General features: G+C 68.0%; 11 protein-coding genes and 1 pseudogene. 6 read left to right on the top strand and 6 right to left on the bottom strand.

The window, feature by feature from the left end; translation table 11 throughout:
• Positions 1-86: 86 nt before the first annotated feature.
• Positions 87-281, top strand: coding sequence for a PspC domain-containing protein (locus AOM45_RS49200; RefSeq protein WP_030470185.1), 195 nt, complete (start codon positions 87-89; stop codon positions 279-281).
• On the opposite strand, the gene AOM45_RS49205 is transcribed toward AOM45_RS49200, so the two are convergent.
• The 3 genes from AOM45_RS49205 to AOM45_RS05150 all read right to left on the bottom strand — a co-directional run bounded on the left by AOM45_RS49205 (position 259) and on the right by AOM45_RS05150 (position 2,105).
• The gene (locus AOM45_RS49205) at positions 259-426 is read right to left on the bottom strand and encodes a DUF397 domain-containing protein (RefSeq protein WP_081902405.1); all 168 of its coding nucleotides are present in this window, start codon (positions 424-426) and stop codon (positions 259-261) included. The genes AOM45_RS49200 and AOM45_RS49205 overlap by 23 nt on opposite strands.
• 11 nt (positions 427-437) lie before the next feature.
• A complete protein-coding gene (locus tag AOM45_RS05145) occupies positions 438-1,235 on the bottom strand; it encodes a helix-turn-helix domain-containing protein (RefSeq protein WP_030470186.1) in 798 nt (265 codons plus the stop codon).
• A gap of 105 nt (positions 1,236-1,340) precedes the next feature.
• On the bottom strand, positions 1,341-2,105 hold the full coding sequence (locus AOM45_RS05150; RefSeq protein ID WP_030470187.1) for a bestrophin-like domain: 765 nt from the start codon (positions 2,103-2,105) through the stop codon (positions 1,341-1,343).
• 262 nt (positions 2,106-2,367) lie between these two features.
• Here AOM45_RS05150 and AOM45_RS05155 point away from each other — a divergent pair, with 262 nt between their 5' ends.
• The 4 genes from AOM45_RS05155 (at position 2,368) to AOM45_RS05170 (ending at position 8,165) form a co-directional block, all read left to right on the top strand.
• Positions 2,368-4,377 (top strand): hypothetical protein, encoded by a 2,010-nt coding sequence (locus tag AOM45_RS05155; RefSeq protein WP_030470188.1) that lies wholly within the window; start codon positions 2,368-2,370, stop codon positions 4,375-4,377.
• A gap of 64 nt (positions 4,378-4,441) precedes the next feature.
• Positions 4,442-5,158, top strand: a complete 717-nt coding sequence (locus AOM45_RS05160) for a GNAT family N-acetyltransferase (protein ID WP_030470189.1) — start codon at positions 4,442-4,444, stop codon at positions 5,156-5,158.
• A 53-nt stretch (positions 5,159-5,211) separates the two neighbouring features.
• On the top strand, positions 5,212-7,590 hold the full coding sequence (locus tag AOM45_RS05165; RefSeq protein ID WP_030470190.1) for an ATP-binding cassette domain-containing protein: 2,379 nt from the start codon (positions 5,212-5,214) through the stop codon (positions 7,588-7,590).
• Positions 7,591-7,607: 17 nt separating this feature from the next.
• Positions 7,608-8,165: an EF-hand domain-containing protein gene (locus AOM45_RS05170; RefSeq protein ID WP_030470191.1), complete on the top strand. Its 558-nt coding sequence runs from the start codon at positions 7,608-7,610 to the stop codon at positions 8,163-8,165.
• Here AOM45_RS05170 and AOM45_RS05175 read toward each other — a convergent pair.
• Both AOM45_RS05175 and AOM45_RS05180 read right to left on the bottom strand, forming a co-directional pair.
• Complete coding sequence (locus tag AOM45_RS05175; protein ID WP_030470192.1) at positions 8,162-8,584, bottom strand: SRPBCC family protein; 423 nt, start codon at positions 8,582-8,584, stop codon at positions 8,162-8,164. The two genes, AOM45_RS05170 and AOM45_RS05175, sit on opposite strands and share 4 nt — an antisense overlap.
• A gap of 10 nt (positions 8,585-8,594) precedes the next feature.
• Positions 8,595-9,725, bottom strand: coding sequence for a Glu/Leu/Phe/Val dehydrogenase dimerization domain-containing protein (locus AOM45_RS05180; RefSeq protein ID WP_030470193.1), 1,131 nt, complete (start codon positions 9,723-9,725; stop codon positions 8,595-8,597).
• Positions 9,726-9,818: 93 nt separating this feature from the next.
• On the opposite strand from AOM45_RS05180, the gene AOM45_RS05185 reads away from it, so the two are divergent.
• Complete coding sequence (locus AOM45_RS05185) at positions 9,819-11,312, top strand: APC family permease (RefSeq protein WP_051784121.1); 1,494 nt, start codon at positions 9,819-9,821, stop codon at positions 11,310-11,312.
• Here AOM45_RS05185 and rho read toward each other — a convergent pair.
• Positions 11,293-12,309, bottom strand: a pseudogene (rho, locus tag AOM45_RS05190) (transcription termination factor Rho); the annotation flags it as partial. The gene AOM45_RS05185 and the pseudogene rho overlap by 20 nt on opposite strands.
• Between the last annotated feature and the right edge of the window lie 17 nt (positions 12,310-12,326).

Here is a 12,326-nt window from a genome sequence, read left to right on the forward strand (position 1 = left end):
TCGGGGTTACGTGCTGTAGCTCATCCGGGTGAAATCAGGGTTCATCCCCGATGCAACACGTGGACTAGTTGGCGCATTGTGGGTATATGACCACGACAGTTGCTTTGAGCAGGCCCAGGACCAACCGGATGATCGCGGGTGTGTGCGCGGGGCTCGCCCAGCGCTGGGGCATGAAGGCGAGCACGGTGCGCATTCTGTTCCTGCTGTCCTGCCTTCTGCCCGGACCGCAGTTCGTCGTCTACCTCGTGCTCTGGGTGATCATGCCGGACCGCGGTTACTGACCGACCGCAGGAACGCCGTCCACGCTGCCGGGCTGACCGGCAGGTGGGTGGCGGGAGCCTTGGAGTCCCGGATGCCAACGCGCCGACCGACCTCAACACAGTCAGAATCGGTCGCGCTGTAGCTGCTCTTCCGCCACTCGACCATCCGGGGCCTCCTCAGGACACGATGCTGGTGATCAACTCCCTCGATTCTTCCGCACTGAGCGCCATTCGGTCCATCGCCTTCACCACATCCTGGTAGAGCGCCATTGATGCCTTGTCATCGAGAAACAGCGCCGAGTTCAGACTGCCCTGGTAGACGACAGGCTCGTACTTCTCGAACTTCAGCAGGGTGAAGTCACCGGTCAGCGCACGCCCGGCAGGCAAGACACGCAGGCTGATGTACGGTCTCACCAGCATGCGCAGTAGCTCGTGAAGCTGGTCGCGCATCACGTCGCTGCAGCCAACCACGGAATACAGCACCGGCTCGTACACGTAGAACACGAACTTCCTGTGCCCCGCAACGATGGTTCGCCGCTCCATTCGTGCTGCCACCATCTGCGGCACGTCCTCAGCCTTGATGAAGGGTGAGTCCTCAGCCACAGCGCGCGCGTACGGCTCGATCTGCAACAAGCCCGGCAGATAGAGCGAACTCCAGTGGACGATCTCCTTCGCGATCCGCTCGTGCTCGATCAAGGTGCGGACGTGAGGCGGCAGCACCGAGTCGTACAGCTGCAGCCAGCCCTTCTTCCTCGACTCCAGGTAGAGCTCCGTCAGATGCTGGACCTCACCCGGCGGCACCTGACACACGCCGAGCAAGTAGGTGAACTCTTCGAGGCTGACCCCACCCTTGCCGTTGACGAAGTCCGACAGCTTGGGCGGGTCCCACCCGAGCCGCCGCGCGAGTTCGGACTCCTTCAGACCCGTTGGGGCTATCACGGCGCGAACGCTCTCGCCGAACTCGCGTCCCAGCACTGTGGACACTCTCTTTGGCATGTCGGCGAAACTAGCGCCGCAGACGGCCCGTGCTCCATCATTTCGGACCCAAAATGACCTGAAGGTAGCACTGTTAGAAGGGTTCTACGGAATCCCGCCCAACTCCTCCGTCAAGCTCGTGAACGACTCCGGCTCCACCCGCAACCACCCGCTGAACGGCTGCCGCATCCCCACGCACAACACACACACGAACGCCAACACAGCAGCAGTGACACCCATCTGCAGAACGTGCCGCCGCCGCGCCGTGAACCCGACCAACATCGGAAACACCACCATCCCGACAGCCCCGACGATGGTCCCGACCAGCATCAGCTTCCCGGTGTTGTCCAGCCCACCGGCGGAATCCAGCCGATCTCGCCGCAGATCCGTGATCTCCCGCAGCCGCTCCAGCGCCCGTTCCCGCGCGCTCTTCACCTGATCCGGCGAGGACGGCAGCGACAGGATCTCGGTGTGCAGCGAGTTGAGCACCGAGGTCGTGCCGGCGTCCGACTCCCCCGCTGCCAGCCGCGGCCATTCCTTGTCCGCCACCAACTCGGGGTACGACACGAGCAGCCCTCGGATGTGATCACGTTGCGGCTGCGGCATCACCGACGTCTGCCAGTACACGTCGGCGACGGCGGCGGCCTCGCGCGCCGCGTTGTCCTCCGCCGCGCCGCTCTCCTCCCACACGATCACCATGTAGAACGCCAGCGCCACGATGAACAGGCCGCTGATCACCGCGCCGAGGAAGCCGCGCGAGTCCGCGTCGCGGTCGTCGGCCTGCTCGTCGGCACGGGAACGTCCGAACAACACGCAGGCGACGGCAGTGACGACCACTGACGCCAGAACGATGACGACCGCTGTCCACATGGCTCCATCTCCCCACAGCAAGAGCCCGTGCACCACCAACTCCACGCTTCTCGGCGGTTTCAGCCGCCCGTCAAGAGCAACGGGTCGTTGATCATGCCCACGGCTGGTCCACTTGAGAGCGTTCACAGAAAAACGTTGAACACGAATGGGAGAACCGCGAACCCACTGTCCTCAACAGAGAGTGAGGGCACCCCGATCAACGTGCGGTGACAACCACGACCAGGCGTGCCAACCTGTGCCGACCCCGACCGGAAGGCGTGGCATGCGTGCACCGATCCTCATCGCCGTCGTGCTGCTGGTTCCGCTGTTCACGCCGAGTCCGGTCGCCGCGGCCGAGACCTGGCGCGTCCAGTTCGACGAGGCGGTGCGCGGAGACGTGACGGTCGTCGGCAACTCCGTCCTGACCTGCCCGACGGCCGAGCAGGCGGGGCCGGATCCCAAGTATCCCGTGCAGTCCTGTGTGGACGCTCTCAACCTCAAGGGGCGCGGGCCGTCTGCGCAGAACAACGGCCACAGCATGATGTGGACCGACACGGACGGCAACCCGGCGACGTTCAACTCCTCCAGCGTCGAGCTCAGCCTCCCGCCACAGGCCACCATCGCCTACGCCAAGCTGGGCTGGGCCGGCAACGCGACCTGTCACGGCGGGACCACTCCACCCGGCAAGCCCGAGGACCCGGTCCTCCTCAACGGCACGAGCGTCGCCCCCGACCGGTTCGCGGTCGACTCGCCCGACGGCCTCGCCCACACCGACAACACCTTCTACAGCGCCGAAGCCGACGTCACCAAAGCGCTGAAACCCGGCACGGTGACCGTCGGCAACGTGTGGACGCCGCAAGGGTTCGACTGCTTCGGCGGCTGGTCGCTGACCGTCGTGTGGAAGTCCGCGACACGAGCGAAACGTCACGTCACGGTGCACGGCGGTCACGTCCGCCTGACCACGGAACAACCGGCGCTGCACACCCCGATCGCACCCACCCACGCCGCGGGTGGCGCGATACGGCTCGGCATCACGGCCTACGAGGGCGACTGGGCGACCGACGGCGACCAAGTGCTGGTCAACGGCACGTCCGTCGCCGGCCGCAACGCGTTCGTCGCGTCCGCCCAAGGTGCGACGCACCCCAACAACATGAGCGTCGACGCCCGCACGCTCACCCTCGCCGAGGACGTCTTCAAGCCCGGCGCCAAGACCGCAGACCTGACGTTCAAGCGGGACGAAGACGCTTTCCTCGTGCAGAGCATCGCCTGGTCGTTCCCGCTGCCCGAACTCACCCTGGCCGTCGACCCGGAGAAGCCCGCCGCGCATCCCAAGGACACCGTCGTGCAGACCGCGACGATCACCAACACCGGAGACGCGCCAGCCGCGGACGTCACCGTGTGCGGCCAGCAGGTCGGCACCATCGCGCCGCACGCGAAAGCGATCCGCACGTGCTCGTCCACAGCGGCGGACGACGACTACCCGGCCACCGTCGCCGCGACCGGCAGCAGCCTGGCGGGCGACCAGCTCACCGCGTCCAAAGCCTCCACCGTCGACGTGCTGCACCCGGCGTTGCGCGCGACCACCAGCACGAATCCCTTGACCGCGTTGCCCGGCCAAGCCGTCCGGTTCACGACGACCGTCACGAACACCGGAGACACCCCGCTCCACGGACTCAGCGGCTGCGGCCCGGTGCAGGGCCAGCTCGACCCCGGCGCCGCCGCCGCCCTGACCTGCACGGCACCCGCCGGCGACGAGAGCGGCACGCTGACCGCCACCGTCACGGCGGCCGACAGGATCGGCGGCCACGTCGAGGCGTCGGCGTCCGTGCAGGTCAAGGTCATCCACCCCCGGCTGACCATCGAGGCGCTCTGGTCGAAGGACCGGGCGGAGGACGGCGAGCCCGTCACGCTCACGATCACCGTCGGCAACCCGTCGGACGTGCGGATCGACGACGTGAAGGTCGAGGGTGACCCCGCCGCGTGCCGGCGGACCTTCCCCGCCCTCCAGCCCCGCGAGCGCCTCACCTACACCTGCCAGGCCGAAGCGCCGGTGAGCTCGCGGTTGACGATCTCCGGCGCGGGTGCCGGGCACACCGTCAGCGAAAGCGCCGTCGTGCGGATCGAGTCGGTGTCCGCGCCACCCGCACAGGCACCGGACGAACCAGCGCCTCCGCGGCCGGTCGCCCACGTCCAGCAGGTGTCGAAACCGGCCGTCGGCGGGGTCGCGGCGGTGCTGGGCGTGATCGGCATGGTGATCGTGGCGAGCGCGTTCTCCGGTCTGGGCAGGCGCTGACGGGCGTGTTCCTCCATACCGGGATGCGGTAGAAGGGTTTCATGGAGATCACCGCTGGACCGACGTGCTGCTGAAGACGCTGCAGGAGCACGCGGCACGGGCTCAGCCCGCCGCGCACGTCGAGGAGGCGGGCGGCTGGTGGCTGCGGCACTCCCCCGGCGACGCCTGGTGGGTGAGCGCCGTCCTGCCGCACGACCGGGAGGACCGGGTCGCGCTGGCCGAGGAGTTCTGCGCCGAACGCGGGTCCGGCGTGCGGTTCCAGATCACGCCCGGCGTGTGCGCGGACGACCTCGACGGTGTGCTCGACAGCAGGGGCTACACGCGCGGGCACGACATGTCGTTGCAGATCGCGTCGACTGCCGAGGTGCTGCGGCACGCCCAGGCCGACGCCGGCGAGGTGACGAGCAGACCGACCGACGAGTGGCTGGCGGCGTGGCAGGCGGTGACCACGCGGGACGTCAGCGCCGAACGCGACCTGCTCAGCCGGGTCGAGCACCCCAGCGCGTACGCGTACGCCGAGGTCGACGGCCAGGTGGTGGCCGTGGGGCGTGCGGTGGCCGAGCAGGGGTGGGCCGGAGTGTTCGGCATGGCGACGTTGCCGCACGCACGGGGTCAAGGCGCCGCACGGTCCGTGCTCGCCGCACTGGCCTCATGGGCGGCCGCGCGCGAGGCGAACCACATGTACCTGCAGATGGAGAAAGCGAACACCACGGCGTTCCGGCTGTACGAACGGACGGGGTTCCGTGAGGTGTGCACGTACCACTACCGGATGCGTGTGTAACCGATCAGGAATCAAGAAGGCAGGACGGGGGTCGCGGAGTTAGGTTTTGCGCCATGACGCATGAGGCCGACACCCACGATCTGATCCGCGTGCAGGGTGCGCGCGTGAACAACCTGCGCGACGTCGACGTCGAGATCCCGAAGCGACGCCTGACGGTCTTCACCGGAGTCTCCGGTTCCGGCAAGAGCTCGCTGGTGTTCGGCACGATCGCCGCGGAGTCGCAGCGCCTGATCAACGAGACGTACTCGGCGTTCATCCAGGGCTTCATGCCCACGCTCCCGCGTCCCGAGGTGTACCTGCTGGAGGGCATCACCACGGCGATCCTCGTCGACCAGCAGCGGATGGGCGCCGACCCGCGCTCGACCGTCGGCACCGCGACCGACGTGAACGCGATGCTGCGGATCCTGTTCAGCCGCCTCGGCGCGCCGCACATCGGCGGCCCGCAGGCGTTCTCGTTCAACGTCGCCTCGATCTCCGGCGCGGGTGCCGTGACGATCGAGAAGGGCGGCCAGAAGGTCAAGGAGCGCCGCGAGTTCTCGATCACGGGCGGCATGTGCCCGCGCTGCGAGGGCCGCGGCCAGGTCTCCGACATCGACCTCACCGAGGTCTACGACGAGTCGAAGTCGATCCTCGAGGGCGCGATCAAGGTGCCCGGCTACAACGTCGACAACCAGTGGACCGTGCAGACGTTCGCGCAGTCGGGGTTCCTCGACCCGGCCAAGCCGATCCGCAAGTACACCAAGAGGGAACTGCACGACTTCCTGTACAAGGACCCGGTCAAGATCAAGGTCAACGGCATCAACCTGACCTACGAGGGCCTGATCCCGAAGCTGCAGAAGTCCATGCTGTCCAAGGACCGCGAGGCGCTCCAGCCGCACATCCGCGCGTTCGTCGACCGCGCGGCGACGTTCGGCACCTGCCCCGACTGCGACGGCACCAGGCTCACCGAGGCCGCCCGCTCGTCCAAGATCAAGGGCGTGTCGATCGCGGACCTGTGCGACATGCAGATCACCGATCTCGCCGACTGGATCCGCGGGCTGAAGGACAAGTCCGTCGCGCCGCTGATCGAGAAGCTCGCGCACACGCTGGACTCGTTCGTCGAGATCGGCCTCGGCTACCTGTCGCTCAACCGCCCCGCCGGGACGCTCTCCGGCGGTGAGGCGCAGCGCGTGAAGATGATCCGGCACCTCGGATCGGCGCTCACGGACGTGACGTACGTGTTCGACGAGCCGACGATCGGCCTGCACCCGCACGACATCGAGCGGATGAACAACCTGCTGCTCCGCCTGCGGGACAAGGGGAACACCGTCCTCGTCGTCGAGCACAAGCCCGAGACCATCGCGATCGCGGACCACGTCGTCGACCTCGGTCCCGGTGCCGGCCGCAACGGCGGCACGATCTGCTTCGAAGGTTCTCTGGCCGGGCTGCGCAAGAGCGACACGGTGACCGGGCGTCACCTGGACGACCGGGCTTCGCTGAAGCCGTCGGTGCGCTCGAAGACCGGCGTGCTGGAGATTCGCGGCGCCTCCAAGAACAACCTGCGCGACGTGGACGTCGACATCCCGCTGGGGGTGCTCACGGTCGTCACGGGTGTGGCGGGTTCCGGCAAGTCGTCGCTGATCCACCAGTCGATGCCGAAGGACTCCGGCGCGATCGTCGTCGACCAGACCCCGATCAAGGGCTCGCGGCGGTCCAACCCAGCGACCTACACCGGTCTGCTGGAGCCGATCCGCAAGGCGTTCGCCAAGGCCAACGGCGTGAAGCCCGCCCTGTTCAGCGCGAACTCCGAGGGCGCGTGCCCGAACTGCAACGGCGCGGGTGTGGTGTTCACCGACCTCGGCATCATGGCGACGATCGAGTCCCCGTGCGACGTCTGCGAGGGCAAGCGGTTCGACCAGGCGGTGCTGGAGTTCAAGTTCGGCGGTCGCGACATCTCCGAGGTGCTCGCGATGCCGGTGTCGGAGGCCGCCGAGTTCTTCGGCGCGGGCGAGACGAAGGTTCCCGCCGCGCACGCGATCCTGGCGCGGCTCGCCGACGTCGGCCTCGGCTACCTGTCGCTGGGGCAGCCGCTGACGACGCTGTCCGGCGGTGAGCGGCAGCGGTTGAAGCTCGCCACGCACATGGCGGACAAGGGCGGCATCTACGTCCTGGACGAGCCCACTACCGGCCTGCACCTGGCCGACGTCGAGCAGCTCCTGGGCCTGCTGGACCGCCTGGTCGACTCCGGCAAGTCCGTCATCGTGATCGAGCACCACCAGGCCGTGATGGCGCACGCCGACTGGATCATCGACCTCGGTCCCGGCGCAGGTCACGACGGCGGCAAAGTCGTGTTCGAGGGCACCCCCGCCGACCTGGTGGCCGACCGTTCGACGCTGACCGGCGAGCACCTGGCGGACTACGTGGGCGCCCCCGCCCGTCGCAAGAAGCGCTGACGGGGTAAACAGGCCGCATGCACATCACGGCGTTCCTGGATCGCAAGCTCACCCGCAGGTTCGAGACCTACGACAGCGACCAGGACGGGTACGTCGAACGCTCGGACTTCGAGCAGGCGGGCGCGCGGACGACCGCGGCGTTCGGCCTGAGCGACGACGACCTGCGGGCGAAGCGGTTCCAGGAGCAGCTGCTGGGCGTCTGGGACCACCTCCACGCCGTGACGGACGCCAACGACGACGAGCGGATCAGCCTCACCGAGTACAAGGCGGCGTTCGCCCTGGGCCTGCTGGAACGCCCGGAGTCGTTCGACGACGTGTACCTGCCGTTCCTCGACTCGCTGATGGCCGTCGCCGACCACGACGGCGACGGCCATCTCGGCGTCGACGAGTACGTGCGCTGGACGGGGGCGTTGATGAACCTGCCGCCGTCCGTCGCGCGAGGCGTCCACGCCAGGCTCGACCACGACGGGGACGGTCTGATCAGCACGGACGACCTGCTGGCCGCGATCAGGGCGTACTACTTCTCCGAGGATCCGGAGGGGCCGGGAGCGTGGTTGCTCGGCCCGTTGGACTAGGAAGCCTCCGCGACCTTCTTGATCGAGGCGGCCTCGGTCTCGACGTACTGCCGGGTCATCTTGCGCGTCAGCAGCCAGCCGAGCCCCGCCATCGCGCCGGACACCGTCAGCGAGAGGGTGAGCCGGCTGCCTTCCGGGTGCGGCTCGACGAGGTGCGCGGCGACGACCGTGACGCCGCGCGACTTCGACTCCCAGGTGTACGACCGACCGTCGGTGAGCTCGGTGACCGTCCACACCGCTTCGGGGAGGCGGGGTTGCCGGAGACGGGTGCGGGAACCGACGGCCAGCGGTCCGGCGTCCAGTCGTTCCACCTCGTCGACCGTCGGGATCCGTTCGGGCCAGCGTTCGATGTCGGCGACGACGTCCCAGACGCGCTCGGGCGGGGCCGCGATCGTGGCGACGTGCTGCAAACCGGGCATGCGCCAGAGTCTAGAACCGTTGCTCGATCTCCTTCACCGCAGCGGCGGCGATGTCAGCGGCCGCGGCCCGCGGTGACGGCGCCGCGACGACCTGGGCCACGAGCCGGCGCATGTTCGTGCCGATCTTCTCGAACGCCGACTCGGCGGTGGGCTCGATGTCGCCGAACAACGTCCACCACCACCAGGAGTTCGTGGCGGAGTTCGCCACGACGTCCGGGATGACCAGCGCGTCGATCTCGGCCTCGGCTTCCGCGGTGACCGGCATGTTCGCCGCCTCGACGATCAGCGTGGCGCGCACGGACTTCGCGTTGCCGGCGTTGATCGCGTAGCTCGCGGCGGCGGGGACCAGCACGTCCGCGTCGACGTCGAGCCACTCGTCGCGGTCGAGCTGGAGATCTCCTGGACGCAGTTTCGCCCGATCGATGCCGCCGTGCGAATCCCGGGACAGCAGAAGGGTTTCCACGTCGAGTCCGTCAGGGTTCGATATGACACCGTTGACATCCGCGAGCCCGACGACCTTGACGCCCGCACGGGCGAGATAGCGGGCCGTGGCGCCGCCCATCGAGCCGAAGCCCTGGACGAACGCCCTGGGGTCGCGCAGCTTCAGGTGGTCGATGCCGGCGAGCGCGGCCTGCGCGACGCCGTAGCCGCCGACCAGTTCGTCGAGGCTCACCCCGTCGACCGTGACGGCGAAGGCGTCCGCGAGGCGTCGGCGGGCCTTGTCCTCGTCGTCCAGCAACGGGTACACGGCCTGGATCGACGACTGGAGCCCGATGTTCTCGATGGCCTCGTCGATCTCCGACTGCCGCAGCCCGAGGTCCTCCCCCATCGTCCAGAACCGTTCGATGTACGGCGACATGGCGAACAGGTACGCCGTGAGCACGTCGTTCGCCCTGGGGTCGCACGGATCGAAGTCGATGCCGCCCTTGGCGCCCCCGAGCGGCACGTAGCGCGCCCCGGGGTCGTAGTTGAGGGCTTCCTTGGCGGTCATCCCCTCGGCCAGGCCGCGGACCTCGTCGAGCGTGCAGCCCGCGCGCATCCGCAGGCCGCCGCTGCTCACCCCGCGCACCAGCCGGTCGATGACGAGATAGCCACGCGCGGCTGTGGCCGGGTCGGTCCAGGTGACCTGGAGAAAACTCATCGAAAAACACCCCCTTGACTTCAGCGTATGACCGCGGTCACATGGTCCGGGAAAATAACTGACTGACGAATCAGTCAACCATCCGGAGGGACCGTGAGCGAGGTACAGCCTCTCAGTGGCAACTGGCTCAGCGAACGCACCCACCTGCGCACGTCGCTGCGGCGGGTGGACGTAACGTTCTACCTGCTCTGCACTCTCGTCGGCCTGGACACCATCGGCAGTGTCGCCGCCAACGGGCCCCAGGGCCTCGTCTGGATGGTGATCCTGGCGGTGGTGTTCTTCCTGCCGTACGGGTTCCTGACCACCGAGCTGGGCACGGCGTTCCCGATCGAGGGCGGCCCTTACGTGTGGACGAAGCTCGCGTTCGGACGCCTCGCGGCGGGCGTGAACCAGGTCCTCTACTGGCTGTCCAACCCGTTGTGGACGGGCGGCACGCTGGCGATCATCGCGGTGACGACGTTCGAGAAGTTCTTCCTGCCGCTGGGGTTGGCGGGCAAGCACATCGCGGGCCTGGCGTTCATCTGGCTCGGCGTTCTCGCGGTCGCGGCGTCGTTGCGGATCGGCAAGTGGGTGCCCATCGCGGGGGCGTTCGCCCGGATCGTGCTGCTGGGGTTCTTCACCGTCTCCGTCGTCGTCTACGCGGTGAAGAACGGCGTGCAACCGTTGTCGGGTGGGGATTTCGTGCCGACGTGGACCGGTTTCGTCGCGCTGGTGCCCGTGCTGATCTTCAACTACGTCGGCTTCGAGCTGCCGTCCGCCGCCACCGAGGAGATGCAGGACCCGCAGCGCACCGTGCCGTTCGCGATCCTGCGCGCGGGCTTCGCGGCGTTCCTGCTGTACGGCGGGCCGATCCTCGGGATTCTGCTGGTGGTGCCCGCCTCGCGGATCCAGGGCCTGGGCGGGTTCATCGACGCGGCCAAGCAGGTGCTGACCGTCTACGGCGGTTCCGTTGCCGACGACGGAACCGTGACGCTGACCGGCGCCGGCGCGGTACTCGGCAGCGTGTGCGCGGCCGGGTTGATCGTCGGTGTGCTGACCTCAGGCGTGTCGTGGGCGATCGGCGCACATCGCGCGCAGGCCGTCGCGTGCGCGGACGGTGCCGGGCCTGCGTACCTCGGACGATTGTCTTCTCGTCACGGCACTCCGGTGCGCGTGAACGTCCTTTCCGGACTGCTGGCTTCTGTGGTTTTGGTGACGGCGTTGAACCTCACCGGCGGCGACTCCGAGAAGTACTTCACCGCCGGGCTCGCGCTGGTGATCTCGACGACGTTCATCAGCTACCTGCTGACGTTCCCGTCGATGCTGGTGCTGCGCCGCCGGATGCCGGACGTGGCGCGGCCGTTCCGCGCGCCTTTCCCCGTGCTGACAACGGTTCTGACGACCGGCCTGGTGGCGTTCACCGTGGCCGTGCTGATCTGGCCGCTGGAGCTGCCTGCCGCTTTCGCGGGCGAGCGGGCTGCTTACACGTTGTCGCAGGTGGTGCCGCTGCTGATCGTGATCGGTATCGGTTTCGTGTGCTACGCGCTGGGTGCGCCTACTCGGGCGCTGGATGGTGAGGTGCCGGAGTTCACTTCGACATCTGGATGAGGAACTCGGCGTTGCTCTTGGTCTTGCGCAGCCCTTCGAGCAGCACGTCGATGTCGCGATCGGCCATCGCCCGGCGCACCGCGTCCGTGATGGCGAGTTCCTGCTGGCCCACCAGGAGTTCCGCCTTGCGGGTGCTGGACTGGTGGAGGTCGATGGCGGGGTAGGTCCGGCGTTGCGCGGCCTTGCGGTCGAGCTTCAGCTCGGCGTTGCCGGTGCTCTTGAGCTCTTCGAAGATCACCGTGTCCGCCGTCGAACCGGTCTCGACGAGGGCGGTGGCGAAGATCGTGAGACTGCCGCCTTCCTCGATGTTCCTTGCGGCGCCGAGGAATTTCTTCGGCGGGGTGAGGGCGGTCGCGTCGACGCCGCCGCTCAGAATGCGGCCACCGTTGGGCGCGGCGAGGTTGTAGGCCCTGCCGAGCCTGGTGAGCGAGTCGAGCAGGATCACGACGTCCCGGCCGTCCTCGACGAGCCGCTTGGCGCGTTCGACCGCGAGCTCGGCGACCCGGATGTGCTCCCTGGGGTGCTCGTCGAAGGTCGAGGTGAACATCTCGCCGGGGATCGTCGTGCGCATGTCGGTGACCTCTTCGGGCCGTTCGCCGACGAGCGTGACGATCAGGTGGACGTCCGGGTCGTTCTTCGCGATCGCCTGCGCGATCTGTTGCAGCACAATGGTTTTGCCTGCCTTGGGCGGCGCCACGACGAGCGCACGCTGCCCCTTGCCGACGGGCATGACCAGGTCGATCGTGCGGCTGGTGAGCTCGTCCGGGTCGTGCTCCAGCCGGAGGCGCTCGTTGGGGTAGAGCGGCGTGAGGTCCTCGAACCTGGGCCGCTGGTGCGGCTTGCGCCCGTTGACCGTGTCGACGCTGACGAGCCTGTCACCGTCGGCCTCACCGCTGATCTGGTCGCCGCGGCGCAGGTCGTGCTGCCTCACGAGGCTCTGCGGCACCTGCGGCCCGTCGACGAGAAATGCCTTGTTGTTGCGTATGTCGAGTACACCGATGTGCATCGGGTCTG

The organism is Lentzea aerocolonigenes, from assembly GCF_000974445.1.
Lineage (GTDB): Bacteria > Actinomycetota > Actinomycetes > Mycobacteriales > Pseudonocardiaceae > Lentzea > Lentzea aerocolonigenes.

What these genes read in the sequence shown, in the direction of transcription:
- AOM45_RS05155 (WP_030470188.1), top strand. Translation starts at nt 2,368, where the DNA reads ATGCGTGCACCGATCCTCATCGCCGTCGTGCTGCTGGTTCCGCTGTTC.
- AOM45_RS05170 (WP_030470191.1), top strand. Translation starts at nt 7,608, where the DNA reads ATGCACATCACGGCGTTCCTGGATCGCAAGCTCACCCGCAGGTTCGAG.
- AOM45_RS05175 (WP_030470192.1), bottom strand. Translation starts at nt 8,584, where the DNA reads ATGCCCGGTTTGCAGCACGTCGCCACGATCGCGGCCCCGCCCGAGCGC.
- AOM45_RS49205 (WP_081902405.1), bottom strand. Translation starts at nt 426, where the DNA reads ATGGTCGAGTGGCGGAAGAGCAGCTACAGCGCGACCGATTCTGACTGT.
- AOM45_RS05165 (WP_030470190.1), top strand. Translation starts at nt 5,212, where the DNA reads ATGACGCATGAGGCCGACACCCACGATCTGATCCGCGTGCAGGGTGCG.
- AOM45_RS05180 (WP_030470193.1), bottom strand. Translation starts at nt 9,725, where the DNA reads ATGAGTTTTCTCCAGGTCACCTGGACCGACCCGGCCACAGCCGCGCGT.
- AOM45_RS49200 (WP_030470185.1), top strand. Translation starts at nt 87, where the DNA reads ATGACCACGACAGTTGCTTTGAGCAGGCCCAGGACCAACCGGATGATC.
- AOM45_RS05150 (WP_030470187.1), bottom strand. Translation starts at nt 2,105, where the DNA reads ATGTGGACAGCGGTCGTCATCGTTCTGGCGTCAGTGGTCGTCACTGCC.